The sequence below is a fragment of the Mucilaginibacter sediminis genome (genome assembly GCF_051903035.1).
GTDB lineage: Bacteria > Bacteroidota > Bacteroidia > Sphingobacteriales > Sphingobacteriaceae > Mucilaginibacter.
On sequence record NZ_CP170602.1, the window covers coordinates 1,379,032 to 1,397,926 of the forward strand.

Annotated in this window: 14 protein-coding genes; 6 read left to right on the forward strand and 8 right to left on the reverse strand. The window is 44.1% G+C overall.

Features of this window, described 5'->3' with window-relative positions:
- Positions 1–83 precede the first annotated feature (83 nt).
- Positions 84–1,082: an AAA family ATPase gene (locus tag ACFGVS_RS05385; RefSeq protein ID WP_274213155.1), complete on the reverse strand. Its 999-nt coding sequence runs from the start codon at positions 1,080–1,082 to the stop codon at positions 84–86.
- A gap of 162 nt (positions 1,083–1,244) precedes the next feature.
- On the opposite strand from ACFGVS_RS05385, the gene ACFGVS_RS05390 reads away from it, so the two are divergent.
- The 4 genes from ACFGVS_RS05390 to ACFGVS_RS05405 all read left to right on the forward strand — a co-directional run bounded on the left by ACFGVS_RS05390 (position 1,245) and on the right by ACFGVS_RS05405 (position 5,620).
- Positions 1,245–1,871 carry a DUF4159 domain-containing protein gene (locus tag ACFGVS_RS05390; RefSeq protein WP_147060103.1) on the forward strand — a complete coding sequence of 209 codons (627 nt, stop codon included), beginning with the start codon at positions 1,245–1,247 and terminating at the stop codon, positions 1,869–1,871.
- Between the two features lie 62 nt (positions 1,872–1,933).
- Entirely contained in the window at positions 1,934–2,554 is a 621-nt protein-coding gene (locus tag ACFGVS_RS05395) for an RDD family protein (protein WP_090650962.1), read from the forward strand.
- Between the two features lie 90 nt (positions 2,555–2,644).
- Positions 2,645–4,279 carry a TldD/PmbA family protein gene (locus ACFGVS_RS05400; RefSeq protein ID WP_147060099.1) on the forward strand — a complete coding sequence of 545 codons (1,635 nt, stop codon included), beginning with the start codon at positions 2,645–2,647 and terminating at the stop codon, positions 4,277–4,279.
- Between the two features lie 3 nt (positions 4,280–4,282).
- Complete coding sequence (locus ACFGVS_RS05405) at positions 4,283–5,620, forward strand: TldD/PmbA family protein (RefSeq protein WP_439697781.1); 1,338 nt, start codon at positions 4,283–4,285, stop codon at positions 5,618–5,620.
- A 133-nt stretch (positions 5,621–5,753) separates the two neighbouring features.
- Here ACFGVS_RS05405 and ACFGVS_RS05410 read toward each other — a convergent pair whose 3' ends face one another.
- The gene (locus ACFGVS_RS05410) at positions 5,754–7,445 is read right to left on the reverse strand and encodes a sodium:solute symporter family transporter (protein ID WP_439697782.1); all 1,692 of its coding nucleotides are present in this window, start codon (positions 7,443–7,445) and stop codon (positions 5,754–5,756) included.
- A 349-nt stretch (positions 7,446–7,794) separates the two neighbouring features.
- Here ACFGVS_RS05410 and ACFGVS_RS05415 point away from each other — a divergent pair, with 349 nt between their 5' ends.
- Positions 7,795–8,835, forward strand: coding sequence for a LacI family DNA-binding transcriptional regulator (locus tag ACFGVS_RS05415; protein ID WP_439697783.1), 1,041 nt, complete (start codon positions 7,795–7,797; stop codon positions 8,833–8,835).
- 270 nt (positions 8,836–9,105) lie between these two features.
- On the opposite strand, the gene ACFGVS_RS05420 is transcribed toward ACFGVS_RS05415, so the two are convergent.
- Together ACFGVS_RS05420 and ACFGVS_RS05425 are read right to left on the reverse strand one after the other, a co-directional pair.
- Complete coding sequence (locus ACFGVS_RS05420) at positions 9,106–10,386, reverse strand: PAS domain-containing sensor histidine kinase (RefSeq protein WP_439697784.1); 1,281 nt, start codon at positions 10,384–10,386, stop codon at positions 9,106–9,108.
- A gap of 50 nt (positions 10,387–10,436) precedes the next feature.
- Positions 10,437–10,850, reverse strand: a complete 414-nt coding sequence (locus ACFGVS_RS05425; protein ID WP_439697785.1) for a helix-turn-helix domain-containing protein — start codon at positions 10,848–10,850, stop codon at positions 10,437–10,439.
- 692 nt (positions 10,851–11,542) lie between these two features.
- Between ACFGVS_RS05425 and ACFGVS_RS05430 the strand changes: the two genes are divergently transcribed.
- Entirely contained in the window at positions 11,543–12,661 is a 1,119-nt protein-coding gene (locus ACFGVS_RS05430) for an NHL repeat-containing protein (RefSeq protein WP_439697786.1), read from the forward strand.
- A 472-nt stretch (positions 12,662–13,133) separates the two neighbouring features.
- Here ACFGVS_RS05430 and nagA read toward each other — a convergent pair whose 3' ends face one another.
- From nagA to ACFGVS_RS05450, 4 genes are all read right to left on the reverse strand, one after another.
- Positions 13,134–14,315: an N-acetylglucosamine-6-phosphate deacetylase gene (gene nagA / locus ACFGVS_RS05435; protein WP_439697787.1), complete on the reverse strand. Its 1,182-nt coding sequence runs from the start codon at positions 14,313–14,315 to the stop codon at positions 13,134–13,136.
- A 74-nt stretch (positions 14,316–14,389) separates the two neighbouring features.
- On the reverse strand, positions 14,390–16,492 hold the full coding sequence (locus tag ACFGVS_RS05440; RefSeq protein WP_439697788.1) for a hypothetical protein: 2,103 nt from the start codon (positions 16,490–16,492) through the stop codon (positions 14,390–14,392).
- Between the two features lie 152 nt (positions 16,493–16,644).
- Complete coding sequence (locus ACFGVS_RS05445; protein ID WP_439697789.1) at positions 16,645–17,721, reverse strand: cellulase family glycosylhydrolase; 1,077 nt, start codon at positions 17,719–17,721, stop codon at positions 16,645–16,647.
- Positions 17,722–17,739: 18 nt separating this feature from the next.
- Entirely contained in the window at positions 17,740–18,894 is a 1,155-nt protein-coding gene (locus ACFGVS_RS05450) for a sialidase family protein (RefSeq protein ID WP_439697790.1), read from the reverse strand.
- Position 18,895 lies beyond the last annotated feature (1 nt).

The window sequence follows — 18,895 nt, forward strand, 5'->3', positions numbered from 1 at the left end:
TAATGGATTGACAGGAATAACAGAATTTAAGTGTTGAAGCAAATCAAAATCCAAAAAATCTGATAAATCTGTTTAATCCCGGTTCAGACAATGGCTTTACTTCTCTCTACCACCCTCACTAACTCCGCCGTCACTTTATCTGATGTAATACCCTCTGCCTCGGCCTTAAAATTCATCAATATCCTATGCCGTAACACAGCCGGGGCCATAGCGTGGATATCTTCCATTAAAACGGAGTAACGTCCTTTTAATAAAGCGCGTGCTTTGGCAGTTAAAATTAAAGCCTGCCCTGCCCGCGGGCCTGCACCCCAGCGCACCCATTCTTTTACATAGCTTACAGTGGTGGTATCGGGGCGGGTTGAGCGGATTACCTTGCTCACATATTTTACCAGGTCTTCGCTTATCGTAACCTGCCTTACCAGGGCCTGGGCCTGAATGATCTCTTCGGCGGTTATTACTGCCTTAACATCGGCTTTTTTGGTACCGGTGGTACGGTTCAGTACTTCAAACTCTTCCTGCTCCGTTGGGTATCCGATTTTTATCAGCAATAAAAAGCGATCTAACTGGGCTTCAGGCAATGGGTAAGTGCCGGCCTGTTCAATAGGATTTTGGGTAGCAAGGATAAAAAATGGTTTATCTAAAGGATACGTTTGTCCACCATACGTCACCTCAAACTCCTGCATCGCTTCCAGCAATGCCGATTGCGTTTTGGGTGGCGTTCGGTTAATTTCATCGGCCAGGATAATGTTGGCAAACAACGGACCTTTATTAAATTTAAAAAAACGTTTGCCTGTAGCATGGTCTTCCTCCAGTATCTCGGTGCCTATAATATCCGTAGGCATCAAATCGGGAGTAAACTGGATGCGCCTGAAGGCCAGGTGTAGCGCCTGCGACATAGTTTTTACGATGAGTGTTTTGGCCAGGCCGGGCACGCCTTCCAACAGGCAATGGCCTCCGGCTAAAAATGCTACCAGCAATTCGTCCAATATGGCATCCTGCCCTACTATTACCTTTTGAATTTCGCCTTTTAAAGCAGGCAATTTGGCAAGCAGTGCTTTTATATTATTTTCGGTCAGTTCCAACTTAATACGTTTTTAATGTACTCCCCCAATATATCACCCTTTTGATTAATAACCAGTATTTTTTATTAAAAATTAAATAAAGTATCCAAAACTTTACAAGCAATGCAAACAAATGTAGCATCAGCATAAAATATTGTACTACTTTTAAGGTTTTAAAACACGATGGCATTCAGCGGAAAATTTACGTTTACCAGGTTAAGTTATCACTCCGGCGATTGGGATACCGATCAGCGCATGCCATCAAACCTGCTTAATTCCCTGCTGGAGTATACCACCATCCCCATCGATCAGCAGGAAAAAGTGATCCCCCTGAGCAGCGACGATATTTTCTTATATCCATTTTGCTACCTGAGCGGCCACAAGCTTGTGCAGTTTGACACCAAAGAACGGGCGAATTTTAAAAAGTATGCAGAAAACGGTGGTTTTATTTTTGTGGATGACTGCAACCATGACATCGACGGACTTTTTGCCAAATCATTCGAAGCGCAAATGGCTGCTTTATTTGGCCCAACCGCGTTAAAGAAGATCCCCAACAATCATAAAATATACCATTCTTTTTTTTCTTTCGATAAAGGCCCCCCTACCACCAGCTTTGAATTAAATGGCTGGGGAGATGATTTGGTGCACGATTACCTAAAAGCCATCGAAATTAACGGGCGTATAGCCGTATTATATAGCAGCAAGGATTATGGTTGTGAATGGGACTATGATTATAGGAATAAGCGCTTCCTTGCCGAGGATAATACCAAGTTTGGGGTAAATATTATTATGTACGCGCTAAATTATTAACCCCGATAATTTGTTTGTTACCTGGATTTTAATTAATTTCCAAAACCTAAACAGATTGATCAATGATTAATGAATACTACATTTTAAGGCAGGGACAAAATGAAGGCCCGTATACACATACCCAGTTAATGGATATGAATATTAAAGCCGACGATTTCCTATTATCGCCCCTCGCCGAGGGCTTACAACACGCGGCAGATTTACCAGAATTTCAGGAATATTTCGTTTCAAAGGGAATAAATCCACCTAACCGGTACAATGTTGCCAGTTTTTGGTGGCGCCTGTTGGCTTTTGTTATTGATTATGTTATCGTAATATTGATACTGATCATATTTTTCGCGCTGATAAATGTTGCTGGGATATTTACGCACAATTCAATAAATTTAGATTCTCCGGACTCCGATCTTTTATTCCGGGTTATATTTTTCCTGGGCCTTGTTGCCTATAATTCCATTTTTGAGGCAACAAGCATGCAAGGCGGAATAGGCAAATTGATTTGCAAACTAATTGTTGTTGATGAAAGCGGTGAAAGGATAAGCTTTGGAAAAGCCCTATCACGCAATTTTAGCAAATTGTTATCCAGCTTCCTTTGCGGCGCAGGTTTTTTAACGGTTTTTTGGAACCCAATGAAGCAAGGATGGCATGACCAGGTCGCCAAAGCCTATGTAATAAGGAAATCTTAAGATAATCCGTAACAAATCACGCGATCTAACTTCAAACACATAAATATTCAAACTTCGCTCATTATATTTAGGACTTAAAACTGACTGACCTTGAAAAGAAAAGATTTCCTTTACCTAACCGGAATGGGCATTAGTGCATCCATGCTTAGCAGGATCCCCGTTTTCGGTTCGCCCGTTTTGCCCGGCCATGATATGAGCCCGGTAGATGTGGCCCTTAAAAAACGAATGGCCGATGTGGTTTTAAATGCTGCCCGGTCAAAAGGTGCCACTTATACCGATGTGCGTATAGGCCGCTACCTTAACCAGTTTGTGGTAACCCGCGAAAACAAGGTTGAAAATATAGTTGATACCCAATCGTACGGTATGGGTATCCGCGTTATTGCCAACGGTTGCTGGGGTTTTGCCGCTACAGATAAACTGGATAACGATAGCATTGCCAAAGCAGCCGAGCTTGCCGTTGCTATCGCCAAAGAAAACGCCCGCATCCAAACCGACCCGGTACAGCTGGTGCCTCAAAAGGGCCATGGCGAAGTAAGCTGGAAAACGCCGATTGAACGCAACGCGTTTGAAGTGCCGATGAAAGAAAAAACAGATTTGCTACTATCCGTAAACGATGCAGCCATGAAAGGCGGTGCCAATTACGTAAACTCCATCCTGTTTTTAGTAAATGAGCAAAAATACTTTGCATCAACCGACGGTTCATATATCGACCAGGATATCCACCGCATCTGGCCTTTATTCGCGGTTACTAAAATAGATTCCAAAACCGGCAAATTTGAAACGCGCCAGTCGTTAAGCGCACCACGCGGAATGGGCTATGAATACATGACCCCGCGCGAAAGCGACAAGATAAAAGGCGTAACAACCCTTTATAAAGACAGGTATGATATGCTGGAAGATGCCCGCGCGGCAGCTACCCAGGCCGATCAAAAATTGAAAGCAAAATCTGTTGAGGCAGGCAAATATGATTTGGTTTTAGATCCAAGCCACCTTTGGTTAACCATCCACGAATCTGTTGGCCACCCTACCGAACTTGACCGCGTATTAGGTTACGAAGCCAACTTTGCCGGTACCAGTTTCCTTACCCTGGATAAATGGGAATCAAAAAAATTCAATTTCGGTAGCAAAAATGTAAACATTGTAGCCGATAAAACCCAGGTTGGTTCACTTGGTGCCGTTGGTTATGATGATGAGGGTGTTGAGGCCAAAAAATGGGATATTATTAAAGATGGTATTTTGGTTAACTACCAGGCTATACGCGATCAGGCCCATATCATTGGCTTAAAAGAATCGCAGGGCTGCTGTTATTCGCAAAGCTGGCAGGATGTGCAATTCCAGCGTATGGCTAACATATCCTTACAACCCGGTAAGGTGCCTATGGGCGTAAATGATATGATCAAAAACGTAGAAAAAGGCATTTACATCATTGGCGATAGTTCGTTCTCGATAGATCAGCAACGGTATAACTTCCAATTTAGCGGCCAGCTGTATTATGAGATCAAAAATGGCAAAATTGTAGGTATGCTGAATGATGTGGCTTACCAGTCAAACACGCAGGAGTTTTGGAACTCGTGCGCCGCGGTTTGCGATGCCAATGATTACCGTTTAGGCGGATCATTCTTTGATGGTAAAGGCCAGCCTATGCAGGCCAGCGCCGTATCGCACGGATCATCAACAGCATTATTTAAAGGAGTTAACGTAATTAATACAGCAAGAAAAATTTAATATATGGCAATTTTAACAGAAGATGAATGCCGCGCGATATTAAAAAAGGCGCTGGGCTATTCAAAAGCCGATGAATGCGAAATCAACTTTGGCGGATCAGACTCGGGCAATATCAGGTACGCCCGTAATACGGTATCAACCAGTGGTTCGTTAAGCCAAACCAGTATGGTTATTTCATCAGCATTTGGCAAAAAACTGGGTGTGGTAACCACCAACGAATATGATGATGCCTCGGTTGAAAAAGCCGTTCGCTTATCCGAAGAACTGGCACAACTGGCACCCGAAAACCCGGAGTTTGTATCCTTTTTAGGCCCGCAAACTTACGCACCACGCTCAAAAACCTTTGTCCCCGAAACAGCAGCTATCACCCCTGCATTACGGACAGATATGGTGGGCAAAAGCCTGGATACAGCAAAAGAAAATAAATTAATAGCAGCAGGCTTTTTGCAAAACAGCGCGGGCTTTAGCTCGATGATGAACTCGCATGGCTTGTTTGCCTACAATACATCAACCGATGTCAATTTCTCGGTAACCTTACGTTCGGAGGACGGTACAGGCTCTGGTTACTCTACCAAGGGTTATAACGATGTGAGTAAACTGGATACACTGGCATTTACCAAAATAGCTGCTCAAAAAGCAACCGGCTCCAAAGGCGCCAAAGCTATTGAACCGGGAAAATACACGGTTATTTTAGAGCCTGCAGCCGGTATTGTATTACTTGAACAATTGTATGGCGGCCTTGATGCACGCAGCGCCGATGAAGGCCGCAGCTTTTTAAGCAAACCCGGCGGTAAAACCAAACTTGGCGAAAAAATGGTTGATGAAAGGGTAAACATTTACTCCGACCCATCGCACCCTGATTTACCAACCGGCAGTTGGGCCGGCGATGGCCAACCGCAGGTGAAAAGAAGCTGGATTGAAAAAGGAGTAGTTAAAAACTTCACATACTCGCGTTACTGGGCTCAAAAACAAGGCGTGAAACCGATTCCAAATCCCGATGGCATAATTATGGAGGGAGGCAACGCCACTTTAGAAGAATTGATAAAAGGAACTGAAAAAGGAATTTTGGTTACCCGCCTGTGGTATATTCGCCCGGTTGATCCGCAAACGTTATTGTTTACCGGCCTTACCCGTGACGGTACATTTTATATCGAGAATGGACAAATCAAATTCCCGATCAAGAACTTAAGGTTTAACGAAAGCCCGGTTATTATGCTTAATAACCTGGATGCTTTGGGTAAATCCGAACGTACGGTAAGCGGCGAATCGGGCCAAAACGCGCTGATCCCTCCTATGAGGATCCGTGATTTTACTTTTACTTCGCTATCAGACGCGGTGTAAATAAAGCATTGATTATAAACAACAAAGCCCGATGCTATTAAAGTACCGGGCTTTGTTGTTTATACATTTTTATAAAAACGGGAATATGATTGTTCAACAACCCGTGGCATACGGTTGTGTCATATTTTTATAACTACCAGAACCGCACGTAAATGGCCGATAGAAACAGCAATATCACCGCAATAAGCACTATCGATGACGACTTCAATTTAAACATGCCTTTATCAACCTCGATAGATTTTGCATTAACCGCAGGCCCAAATAAGCTTACCAAAACCATCACCCCAAAAGTTGCCAGGAAGGACCAGCCAAGGCAGATGAAAAAAGGAATTTCGTAAACACCGGCTGGGTTTATAAACGCCGAGTACAACCAGGTTTCGGGCCCGAATACCTTAACCGCAAACTGGTTGAAAAATACCGAAGCTGCAAAGCCAGTCAGGATGCCTATTATGGCAGCCTCGCCGGTGGTGCGTTTCCAAAACATACCCAACAGGAATGTAGCTAACACGCCCGGGCTCACGAAGCTACTGTATTTTTGAACAAAGGTATAACCGCCTTCGCCACTGATGCCCAACATATCGTTCCAGGTAAAGGCTACGGCAATTACAAGGCTGCACACAATCGCTATCCTGCCTACCCAAACCATATTACGCTCGGTAGCTTTGGTGCTCATATAGTTTTTATAAACGTCCAGCGTAAAAATGGTAGATATACTGTTTACTTTGCCCGCTATTGATGCCACAATTGCCGCAGTTAAAACGGCAAGTGATAAACCTTTTAAACCCGAAGGCAAAAAGGATAATATGGCCGAGTAAGCGCCGTCTTTTTTGCCACCAACAAGCATTGGCAAATCGCCGTGTTTGTATAATACAAAGGCTACAATACCTGGCAGCATTACAATAACCGGCATCAGGATTTTAAGCAAGCTGGCAAACAGGATACCCGTACGGGCAGTATGCAAATTGGCACCCAGTGCACGCTGCGTTATATACTGGTTACAGCCCCAATAGTTTAGGTTGCTTATCCACTGGCCACCAGCGTACATGGCAAAGCCTGGCAGAATCAAGTATTTACTTATCGTTTCAACAGATGCTCCATGAGCAGGCTTTTTAAAGATGAGGTGGAAGTGATCGGGCGAGTCTTTTAGGATGAGTTTTAAACCGGCAAGCGCGTTTTGGCCGAAACCAAATTTATCACTCACAATAGTTAGCGATAAATACGTAATGGCAAGCCCACCAATAATGAGCACCGCAACCTGCACCACATCGGTATAACCAACTACCTGCATGCCACCAAGTGCGATGATTACTCCAAATATGGCCAGACCAATCATAATTTCGTGCAAATACCCGCCGCCAAGCAAACCGTTAATGGCCAGTGCACCAAGGTATAAAATGGCAGTAAGGTTAATAAATATGTACAGCGCCAGCCAGAATATCGACATCACCAGCGCCACTCCGCTGTTATACCTGTCTTTCAGGAATTGCGGCATGGTGTAAATTTTATTTTTGATATATACCGGCATAAAAAATACCGCTACAATAATCAGCGTGGCTGCGCCCAGCCATTCGTAAACGGCTACGGCAATGCCTGCAAAAAAACCATCGCCGCTCATGCCTATAAATTGCTCGGCCGAGATATTTGATGCGATGATAGATGCCCCTATAGCCCACCAGGTAAGTGACCCTTCGGCCAGGAAAAAGCTATGCGAACTGGAATTGGTCTCTGCTTTTTTACGGCGATAAACCAGGTAACCATAAACGGAAACCAAAACGAAATAAGTAAAAAATACGATCAGATCGCCTATGGAAATGTACTTCAGCATGTTTGTTTTTGCAATGGGAATTAGGTTATACCCGGTTCAATTCTCAAATCTATAAAATAAAATGGACTGGCAATGGTTTACGCTTATCAAATGTCAATGATACAGCTGTAGTAAACTATTTAATACCACAATAGCTACTAATACATCCCGACAAGGTGTTTCTTTTAACTTGCTCATAAGTTTATAATTTTATTAAAGGAAATGCAATTGGTAACCAGTCCCTCACGGCTATAAAATCCAAACATGCTTAATTACTACTATACATTTAGCAAAATCATATTATTTATTTGCTTAAACGTTTAACTAAATTAGCGCCCTTATTATATCAGATAATTTACATTAAACCATTATGGCCGATACACCCAAAAGCGACAAAGTAGACATGAAGACACTGGCCAAAGTGCTCAATGTATCTATCGCCACTGTATCAAAAGCCCTTAGGGATAGCCATGACATCGGTCCCGAAACAAAGCTAAAAGTAATTGAAGCCGCGCGTAAGCTCAATTACGTGCCCAACCCCTATGCCAGCAGCCTTCGTAAAAAAGCGAGCAACACTATTGCCATTATTATTCCAGAGATTGCCGACAGCTTTTTTAGCCAGGCCATCAATGGGATAGAAAGTATAGTTGCCATAAAAAAATACCATACACTGATTTACCTTACTCATGACAGTTATGAGCGCGAGGCCTACATGTTTACGGAGCTGGCCAGCGGCCGGGTTGATGGGGTAATTATGTCAGTAGCCAGCAATACCGAAGATACCGGCCATATTAAAACCCTGCAGCAGGCGGGCGTGCCCATTGTGTTTTTCGACCGGGTTTTTGATGACCTAAATTCAGTAAAAATTACTACCGACGACCTGAACAGCGCCTACATAGCTACAAACCATTTGCTGGATGCCGGTTGCAAAAACATCTCGCTCGTTACCATCAAAGGTTACCCCTCCATCCTATCGGCCAGGGAACAAGGCTATAAAAAGGCGCTGGCCGAACGGGGCATCCAGCCAAAGGAATCGGGCATGATTACCTGTTCGAATAAATATAACAACGAAAATGTTGAAGTAATTAAAGAACACCTTACACTTCAAAAGCCGGATGGCATTATCGCAACGGTAGAACACCTGGCTACATCAACTTACCTGGCCTGCAATGAGCTAAAGCTCAATATCCCACGGAATGTTAAAGTGGTTTGCTTTACCAACCAGATAACGGCCCCCATCCTAAACCCGCCGCTCACAACCATTTTGCAGCCCGCATTTGATATGGGCAAAAAGGCCGCACAATTATTATTTGACCATTTGGCCGGCAAAGCTGTTGAAAACAATAAAGAGATAGTTTTACCCTCAACGTTGGTGATCAGGGAATCTTCAATTATTGAGTTGTTGAATTAGTGAATTATTGAATTTTTCAGATTGGGAAGATCGAATCAAAATTAAGCTATACGACTTGAATAAATTTATCTTTCGAATTGGGCGATGCCTGCGGCCCGGGCCGTCTGTTCATACGCCTTCAAGGCCTTACACACGGGCCGGTATCCACGCCCATCCCTATCGCGGCAGATCATCACTTAATTTTCCTGATTATAACTTAAATCAAAGTACGGGTTGGATATCATCGTTTGCCAGCGCAGCAATCATTTTATTTTCTTTGATATTTTTCAGTCAGACAGGTAAGCTTTGCTTTAATGGAAGTTGAATTCTGAAGGTTGTTCCTTCATTCTGTTTGCTGACAAATTCGATGTTTCCATCCAATAGCTCAACATATCTTTTTACAATATTGAGTCCCAAACCTGTACCCTGGATGTTTCCTGTGTTACCAGCCCTGAAAAATCTTGCAAATATGTTAGCTTGTTCGGCTTCCGGTATGCCAATGCCCTGGTCTTCCACGGTTATCGTAATATCATAATCCGTTACAGTGGTCAGCAGCTTTATTTCCTTTTCCTCCGGTGAATATTTGCAGGCATTCGAGAGCAGGTTTAGCAATATATGTTGTATAATTTTTCGGTCTTCTTTAATTTCGTTGTTTCCGGTATGGCTGTGGTGAATTTGCTGGCCTTTTTTCTTTGTTGCAGACACTTCCTCCATCATATCCTCGCAAAGCCCGGGAAGATCGAAATTTGCCCTTTGAATTTCCACATTCTCGCTTTCCAGTTTTTCAATAGACAGAAATTCATCAAGTATACCGACCAGGTTTTTAATGGACGACTTGATACGTGTCAAATGCCTTTCCATCTTCCCCGTCTCTCCCAATTTCGCATATTGTCCAATCAGCGTCGTACTCGACAACATTGAAGTCAAAGGCGTCCGAAATTCATGTGAAGCCATGCCAATAAAACGGGATTTCATAATGCTAAGTTCCTCAGTTTTGGCCAACTGTATTTCAATCTGGTGTTCATGTTCTTTTAGTTTAGTTATGTCGGTTACCATAGAGAGTAAATGTTTGAACCGGAGTTTTTCGTCCTTTATTACCTTTGACTTTATAAACGCAAAAAAAACAGCGCCATCCTTTTTTTTAATTTCACATTCCATACGTCCCAATGTCCCTTCTTCAATGGCAATGTTCATGTGCCGGTAGAAATTGTCCTGATCGCGTTCTGTATGGAGAAACGTAGAAAATGGTTTGTTAATAAGCTGCTCTTTATCAATTCCCAATTGAATAGATGCCCGCACATTTACTTTTTCGATAATGCCATTCTTATCCAAAATAAAATAGCCAACCGGCGAAAGTTCAAACAGTTCCGAATATTCTAAAAGAGCAGTGTTGAGTTTTTCCTGTATTTCATGTAATTCCGCATTTTGCATTTGCAGCTCTATCTCATGCACGCTTAGTTCATGCTCCAATTCGTTAGAGTTTGATTTTCCTGTCCGCTGTATTAAATTCACTTCTGCCTTTTTGCGTAGTAAAGGAAACTCTTCATTTTTTTTTGCCCTGGATTTGCTCATATTGCTCAACGGCCTTAAAATAACAAACTTAATTTATCTTTAATTTATCTTCAATTTCTCCCCGCCTGGCTCAATACCTCATTAAATTTTTCGGGCAGGGTAATATACTTATCCATCCAATAATAAGTGGCATCGCGCGGTTGCCCTTTACCCAGCAGGCGTTCAAAACCGTTATCTGCATTTAAAGAATTGATCCGCCTGGCAAATGCATCAGGAAAATCGTTTGAAAAATCGTGATCTATCACAAAACCTATCTGGCAAGTAATATCTAAGCTAAATCTTTTCGTTTCAAACCAATCGTACAGTGTACGCCGGCTAACATTTAGCTTGCGGGCAATTTCACTAATACCCATATGGTCTTTCCTTTCAAAACGTTCAACAGCATGTCCGTAATGCGAATCTTCGCCAATTGTACTCCCATTATTAAAATAGTCATTTACGAAGTAGTCTTTAGCCCTGATCATTTTATAGTACTTAGGTTAAAGTTTACAGTGTGAGAATTTTGTATATCAAAGTAAATTTGTTTAGCCTGAAAACGATTGCATCGGGGGCAAATACAATTTTAAGTTTTTTGGTTAGTAATAATTTAGGTGTCCTCAGTTTGTTAATATCCCGGCAGCCCTTAACCGGGCGATTTAAAAATAAAAGAATTAGAACAACAAAACGACCTTTTAAAGCCCAAGTAACAACCATAAAAAGCCACAAAATGAACTAATTAAACTTAAAGTTAAAAACAAAACATCGGTTTCTCGGCAAGCAAGCTTCGTTGATGTACTAGGCGATATGCCTTGATATTTAATTAACATTAAGATATCTTAACGCGGGGTTTATCATTAAGGAAGTGTTGGCCGCAGCATTGCATGTGAGTTATTTATGCCCCGATTGGAAAAGCTTATGAACATCCCTATTCACGCCTAAGCAACAAAAATGCTATTTCACCAAATAAACATCAAGCCATATGTGGGTTAGCCAGTTATGAATAGCTTTATATTATTGAGATATCAAAATAGCGCTGGTTAGTTTGAATATTCTGCCATAGTACTCCTAATAGTAATGAGGATCATGAGATGTGGTGCCGACCGTCATTTGGATCTTTCCGGTGCGCATTTAGGTTTGTATTTAAATAAGTTATCTTTTTTATTTAACTCACCACACCATGAGAACTCGAACAACTTTCATTTTAACATTTGCTCTACTGTTGGGCAACGCATCCTGTGTTAAAGAACTTAATGCTCCTACCAGTGTATCGCTAAGCCCCCTTGCCGACAGCAGAATACAGGCTCCGTTCAATATTAAACCGACCACAGTAACAGTAAGCACATTTGTGGGCAGTTTACAACAGGGCTCGGCTGATGGCACAGGCACGACAGCTTCATTTAATAAGCCGAGAAGTTTGGCGTTAGATGCTTCCGGTAACTTTTATATGATAGATCAGATAAATTGTACAATACGTAAGATAACCCCATCGGCCGTCGTGACGACGCTCGCGGGCAGTGGTTTTCCGGGGTTTGCCGATGGGCAGGGCGCTACGGCTGAATTTTCTTATCCATCTGGCCTGGCGGTGGACGTTTCCGGTTATTTATACGTAGCAGATGGTACCAGGATACGTAAGGTCAGCCCGTCAGGCCTGGTGACAACCTTTGCCGGCAGCGGAGCGGCCGGTTCCGCCGATGGAAAGGGTGCTGCAGCCTCATTTTGGGGAGCAACAGATGTAGCCTTAGATGTTTCAGGTAATGTTTATGTGGCAGATTTCCTTAATTTCAAAATCCGAAAAATAAGCCCGGATGGCATGGTAAGTACCTTTGCAGGGAGTGGAGTTCAGGGAACAGCAAATGGCAAGGGTGCTAAAGCTTCATTTGACAGCCCGAATGGCTTGACAGTGGATACAAAAGGTAATGTATATGTAGCAGAGGAAATTACTAATCAGATTCGCAAAATAACCCCACACGGGGTAGTTACAACTCTTGCAGGCTCTACTGAACGAGGTTCAAACGATGGCAAGGGTGCTAAAGCTTCGTTTTATTACCCCGGGGGCATGTGCTTAGATGCTTCAGGAAATTTGTACGTAGCTGATAATGGTAGCAATAAAATACGAAAGGTGACCGCACAGGGTGACGTGACAACTGTTGCGGGTAACGGCGTTGAGGGCTTCGCAAATGGGCCAGCTGCCTCTGCATCATTCAATCGGCCAACAGACGTGGCGGTAGATATTTTTGGATATATTTATGTAGCGGATTGGCAAAACAACATGATACGAAAAATAGTGATCAGGTGACCATGAGACGCTGATTTCATAAACCAGAAAAGTAAACTTACTGATGATTGAAAGAAAGAGGCGTTCAACGTGCATCCCAGAGCCTTTGCGATGTATGCAGCCGCCTGGTTTGTCAACACTATTTGAGTCCGCACCAAAAGCCCGGCTTTGCTGCTTTATTTTTTCAAGAGTATAGTCTTTACCGTTTAAAGCCCGGTACAGCAAAATAGTCAGGAGCCGTGGCTGTCGCCGCCGTTTATTTATAATATTCTTAACCCTTTTCCTATGTCGCTACCTTTGTGACTGCTGTGTTTTGGTTACTTCATGGGCGGCTGGAAAACAAACGAATATGAGGAACGAATACTTACCTGTGTACGGAAGTAAGGCTGGTTGCAAATTAAACCCGGCGCTTAGCGTGTGATGCAATGCGGAAGCCTGCCGTAGCGCCGTGCCCTGCCTGTTGCAAAAAAATTCTGCCACTCACAACTCAAACCTACCCACCATACACCAACTTCCCGTTCACGATTGTTGCCTGAATATTTATCTGCTCATCAAATATGGCAATGTCGGCATCCATACCTTCAACTAAAGCGCCTTTGCGATCATCTACCCCCATAATCGTTGCCGGGTTTTTGGTCATCATTTTTACGGTTTCGGGCAGCGGCACATCGGCCATTGCCATCATCGTACGTACCAGCCTGTCGCAGGTGGCCACACTGCCGGCAAATGAGCTGCGGTCGGGTAGTTTGGCAACGCCGTCTTCTACAATAACTTTTAAACCGGTATCCTTATTACCCAGTACGCTATCACCTTCGGGCATACCCGCCGCCCGCATGGCATCGGTGATGAGCGCTATCCTGTCCGGCCCTTTAATTTTGTAAACCAGTTTTAACAAGGGCGCAGGCAAATGAATACCATCGGCAATAACCTCCACATCCATAGCATCAATCAAAAAAGCGGCTTCAATAACTCCGGCGTAACGGTAGGCATTGCGCCTGGTTACACCCGACATGCCAGAATATAAATGCGTTGCCAACTTGTAACCGTTTTCAAAAGCTAAGGCAACTTCCTCGTAAATAGCATCCGTATGCGCCAAAGCGGGCATAATGCCGTTGGCCTGCAGGTATTTGGCAAACTGAATTGCGCCGGGCAGTTCCGGTGCGGCGCTCCAGCGTTTGATTGCCTTGGAGTAAGCAATAATCTCTTTATACTCCTCCTCGTCGGGATTGCGGATATAGCGTGGGTCCTGCGCACCGCGCTGGTTCATGGCAAAGTATGGGCCTTCCAGGTGCATACCTAAAAATTGCGCACCCATTGTATTTTTAGCATCGGCTGTGGCATACAAATCAAGCGTTTTGAGCAGATCGGCCTTTTCGGCGGTGAGGGTTGTGGGTACCATGGCTGTGGTGCCATAGCGGGCATGCGTACGGGCTATTTCCAGGAAAGCTTCCTCGTTACCGTCCATAAAATCGTGGCCCCCACCGCCATGCACATGGATATCAATAAAGCCCGGCGAAACATAATTACCATGGGCGTCGATTACCAGGGCATCAGGAGCGTCGATATCGCGCTCAGATATAGCCGCTATCTTTGTTTGGTTGATGAGTATAGTGCCATTAATGATGCCCTTGGGGGTGATGATACGGCCGTTTGTGATCTTTACTTGCTTGTTCATTTGCTGATAGACCTACAAGTTAAGCTGATTTGGTGAAACTTTAAGTCTCAGCATAAAAAAAGTAACGAGGCACTTTATTTAAGCCAGATGGTTTGCGTAAAAGCACCGTCAACAGCAGCGTCCCATATCTCTAAACGTGCCCATTTGCGGCCTTTAAGGTTTTCTGTTAAGGTAAATAACCTGCTGTCAAATGCTTCGGTTGCATCAAGGTTAACACGTTTGCGATAAACCTGCTTACCATCGCCAGATATGATTTCGGCAAAATTAAGCGGGAATGTCCAGCTGGTTTTAAACGAGATATGGCATTGCCCATTGGCAGGCAAGGCAACAGTTTCGCCGGACGACCGGCCATTTATTTTAAAATCTTCAATCAATACTTCGCCGGTGGTTGAAAAGAATTTCCCCTGCTGCAACACATCCAAAACAGTTTGCCAGCCTTGTTTATATTCCGGTTGTTTATCCAGTTTCAGGTAATTGATATTCATGTGGGCATACATTTCATTTTCCGGTTCGATGCTGAACAAGTCTGCTTCCGAGAGCACTTTTTTATGCAGGCCCCAGTTATTCATATCGTCCATCAAATCCAGCACCCGTTTCCCCAACCTGGGTTGCGACAAATCGGCTGGCATCGCCTTCCAGGCAGCACCTAAAAACCTATCCGACAGAAAAAAATCCTCCTTTTTATATGCATCCGGAAACCCTGTTGATCCTTTGGTACGGGCATGTGCAGTCCAGGCCAGGCCATTTTCGGCTTGCAGCAGCCTCTGCATATCGTTTTTATCACCAATATGGTAAACCTTGCCATGTTCGGCATCGGTAGTTTCGAACGGCGTACCCTGTTTCCTGTCCATAATCCAGTAAACCGGTTTTGGGAAAAACTCCAGCCAGTGGCCTCCAAAAAACTCATTCGGCTCTTCGCCTGGCAACAACAAAAAATTTGATGAGGATAAGCGGGCGCATTGCTCAAACAAAGTTTTCAATTCCTGTAAGCGTTGTTCGCCGGGACCCTTAGGGTGGGCAGTATAGTGAAATTCGGCCAGGTGCACCATATTTACGCCAAGCCGTTTAAACACTTTTACAAAGCCGGGGCTGTCGGGCACGGGCTTGCCTTTAAGCACCACACTCATAATAAACTCATTATGAAAATGGCTGGCCATGGTTTTGTAACCCGGCAAGGTTTTATAGCTGTCATTATGCGTAAATTGCTTCACATTGGCTAACAATGCCGGTGCGCCATTAATACCTAACAGGCAGAAAAAGTTAAGCCGCTGTTTTGTCCCCGGCGGAGCATTAAACCAGGGTACATAGCGTTTATCGCCATTTAATTCCTGCCGTATGCCAATGCCAAAGCCGTCGAGCATTTGGCGGTAGTTGTTGCCGTACCACACAAATTTGAGGTTAAAAGCTTCATCCAATGGATAAAAATATTGGTGTGGCGCCGGGAAAACTGCAATGCTTCCTTTATCATTTGTGCCGATGATTGCACGATACTTTACGGCTATATTTTGGGCGGTATCAAGCTGATTGATATCTGCTGTTTGCAGTTTTTCGTAAACATCGCTGTAGCTGACGTTTTTTACAGGCCGCTCCTTCCCTACTAAACCGGCATCATACAGTATAGCCGTCGAATCTTTTTGTGTTGATACAACCGCTGCTATGTTGAACAGGGGCTGCCCGTTATAGAGTGTTATCTGCAGGTCGCCCTTAAAATTGGGGGCTTCTGCCCCAGTTATTGTAATTACAGTTCGTGAACCCGAGCTATTTACGTTGATATCCCTTTTATGAAAGTCAACTTTATAGGATTGATGCGGTTTTAGGGGAACCTTATCAAAAAATATATTCCATCCGTTTTGGGACACCAGGTCGCGCTTGCCTTCGGAGATAATGAACTGCGGATCGACGTTTTGGATAATGGTTTGGTATACGCCGTCTTTACTTAATCCGATGCTGTTGAATAATGGTTCGTCATTTTTCAGATTCAATACCAGCCGGCCGTTGTTGCCCTGGCCCGTGGGCCAGGTTATGGTAAATCGGGCGCCGGAGGCGCTTACGAATACTCCCGGGCTGGTTTTAAACTTTTTTTGTTTAATGATCTGAGCTGATGCCATATCAACAAGCAACAAGCCCATTAAACCAAGGTATGCAGCAACTAAATAACTGTTCTTTTTAACCCTCATCGCTATTTATTTAACAAACGCCCTGGATATTGGCAGAAAAATGGCAAATCGACAAAAACTTACGAAGTTTTAAAAACTTCGTAAGTTTGGGATTTTCAAACATGTCACGGGTCTCTCATAATCTGCACATTTGAAATCTGCACATCTGAAATCTATTTCCCCCGTCCTGTCAGGCTTTTAATCAGTTCTGTTTCTTCAGTTTTATATGGCGTGCCATCTTTGTGAAAAATATCATGGAACCACAGTTTTGGTTCGGCGCCATCGGGCATCGGGGTATCCCAGGCATAAATGGTATTGGTTTTGCCGGTTACAAAGCCCCAGTTTATGGCGCCTACGTTTTCTTTTTTCAGCATAGGCAATACGGTTGCAAATGTGCTGTTACGCGGGCGGGCCATATATTCGGTGCAGATTAGAGGGCGGCCAATCATTTTCAGGAATTGAACAGTTTTTAGGTGATCATCAACCGGCGAATAATCGTGATAAGTAGTTACATCTGAATTAGCTACCTGGAACTTGTTTAAATCCTCTAATCCCCATGACCACACGCCTGCGCTTACCGGCTGGCTTGGGTTTACCTGGCGGGCCCATTTAAATACGTTTTTAAGCAACGGCAAACTTTTGTTCCCTTTACCGGAGTTGCCTGGCTCGTTATATAAATCCCAAAGTAATATGCGCTTGTCTGCCTTAAAAGTGGTTAATACATCCTTCACGTATTTTTCCAGTACCGGAGAATTAGCCATCTCTTCGGATGCCGGCTGGCCGGGGTCCTGCGCCCAGCCTGAATTGTGGATGCCAGGTTTTGGCTCGGGTTGTTTACCTGTTTTTGGCACCTTGTTCCAGCAATCGTCAAAAAATACAAACATGGTTTTAATGCCGTGTTTGCTGGATATGGCCAGGTATTCGTCCACTCGCTTTTTAAAGCCGGCTGGATCTTGCTGCCAGGCCAGGTGATGCAAAAACACCCGCATTACATTCATGCCAATACCCTGCGCATAGCCCAGTTCCTTATCAATAGTCTTCGGGTCGAAGGTATCGGCCTGCCACATTTCCAATTGGTTAATGGCGTTGCTGGTTATAAAATCGCTGCCTACAAGCCATTGGTTTTTGGCGTACCAGGCGTTGGCTTTTTGCGGGCTCCAAACGGCTGCCGTTGCTTTTTGCTGGGCCGATAGCTTCATGCTCAATGGCATTATTAAAGCGATGGCCAATACTTTTAGTTTAGTTTGCATGTATAAGTGTTTAATAGTTTAATTCAATTTTTTATTGGTCAAATGTCCTTTTATCATCCAGATAGCGTTGCTGCCATAAGCATCAGTTGATGTTAAGGCAATAATGGTATCATCATTAAGCACACACAGCGAATTCCACAAACCATGCTTGTTTAAAGGTACGTTAAATGGCGTGCTCATATTTTTAAAGTTTTTAGCATTATCATCACCAACAGCCACCTGCATACAGGCCAAATCGCCGTTATTATCCCGGTTTTGTGTGCTTTGGTACGATAGAATAGTTTGCCCGCTGTGCAACTGGCGCAAATAAGGCGCTCCGGCATAAACCGCCTGGGGCAACCCGGGTGTAAGTGCGTAAGTACGTTCCGCATCGCCAGGGCCAACGGTTTTTCGCCAGTTTTGCGCAATGCTGTTGCGAATGATGGAGGGTTTAAACTGGCCGCCGCTATTATCTTCAATGGAAAACACTATCTCACCTGCCCCCTTTAACAAAACAGGCACAGGCATCCCATCGCGGTGGCCGGGTGTGAATGCTACAATCTCAGGTTTCTTTGTCCAGCTGAGGCCACCATCGTACGATCTGAAAAGCGAAATATTTTGCTCATTCGATTGCGTAAAGATGCCCTCGTCTGAGTAAAACAACTGAATTTCTCCGGATGGCAACTGCAATTGCGACGGCTCCCAGCAACCATCCTCAAACCGGTAGCCGGCCTGGTATATCAAACGCTCATCTGTCCAGGTTTTACCTTCATCGTAGCTTTTTTTGGTGATGATGGCGAAGTGTTTAGTAGTATCTGCCACGCCATTTACTTTGTGCGGCCGGGGATTATAGGATACCAGCAGCGAGTGGTCTTTCAGTTCCAAAATATCAGGAACGGCCATATTAACACCCGGAACCGATGAAGCCACTTTTACCGGGGCAAGCCAGGTTTCGCCAAGGTTGGTACTTACGGTACTTTGTATCCCGCCGTCGCCTTCATAAACACAAAGCAGATGACCATTACTGAGTTGTATGGCACGGGCATAGTTGCCACCACGTGCAGATACCCGTTTTATCGTCGACTGATCCCACGCGATATCCACCTGATCACTTACTTTCACAGGCATTTTTTCTTGTCCGCAGGCCATCAGCGGAATTAACATACCAACAAGCCATATCTTTGTTATTCCCATC

What these genes read in the sequence shown, in the direction of transcription:
- ACFGVS_RS05390 (WP_147060103.1), top strand. Translation starts at nt 1,245, where the DNA reads ATGGCATTCAGCGGAAAATTTACGTTTACCAGGTTAAGTTATCACTCC.
- nagA (WP_439697787.1), bottom strand. Translation starts at nt 14,315, where the DNA reads ATGAACAAGCAAGTAAAGATCACAAACGGCCGTATCATCACCCCCAAG.
- ACFGVS_RS05420 (WP_439697784.1), bottom strand. Translation starts at nt 10,386, where the DNA reads ATGAGCAAATCCAGGGCAAAAAAAAATGAAGAGTTTCCTTTACTACGC.
- ACFGVS_RS05440 (WP_439697788.1), bottom strand. Translation starts at nt 16,492, where the DNA reads ATGAGGGTTAAAAAGAACAGTTATTTAGTTGCTGCATACCTTGGTTTA.
- ACFGVS_RS05405 (WP_439697781.1), top strand. Translation starts at nt 4,283, where the DNA reads ATGGCAATTTTAACAGAAGATGAATGCCGCGCGATATTAAAAAAGGCG.
- ACFGVS_RS05395 (WP_090650962.1), top strand. Translation starts at nt 1,934, where the DNA reads ATGATTAATGAATACTACATTTTAAGGCAGGGACAAAATGAAGGCCCG.
- ACFGVS_RS05425 (WP_439697785.1), bottom strand. Translation starts at nt 10,850, where the DNA reads ATGATCAGGGCTAAAGACTACTTCGTAAATGACTATTTTAATAATGGG.
- ACFGVS_RS05450 (WP_439697790.1), bottom strand. Translation starts at nt 18,894, where the DNA reads ATGGGAATAACAAAGATATGGCTTGTTGGTATGTTAATTCCGCTGATG.
- ACFGVS_RS05410 (WP_439697782.1), bottom strand. Translation starts at nt 7,445, where the DNA reads ATGCTGAAGTACATTTCCATAGGCGATCTGATCGTATTTTTTACTTAT.
- ACFGVS_RS05415 (WP_439697783.1), top strand. Translation starts at nt 7,795, where the DNA reads ATGGCCGATACACCCAAAAGCGACAAAGTAGACATGAAGACACTGGCC.
- ACFGVS_RS05445 (WP_439697789.1), bottom strand. Translation starts at nt 17,721, where the DNA reads ATGCAAACTAAACTAAAAGTATTGGCCATCGCTTTAATAATGCCATTG.
- ACFGVS_RS05430 (WP_439697786.1), top strand. Translation starts at nt 11,543, where the DNA reads ATGAGAACTCGAACAACTTTCATTTTAACATTTGCTCTACTGTTGGGC.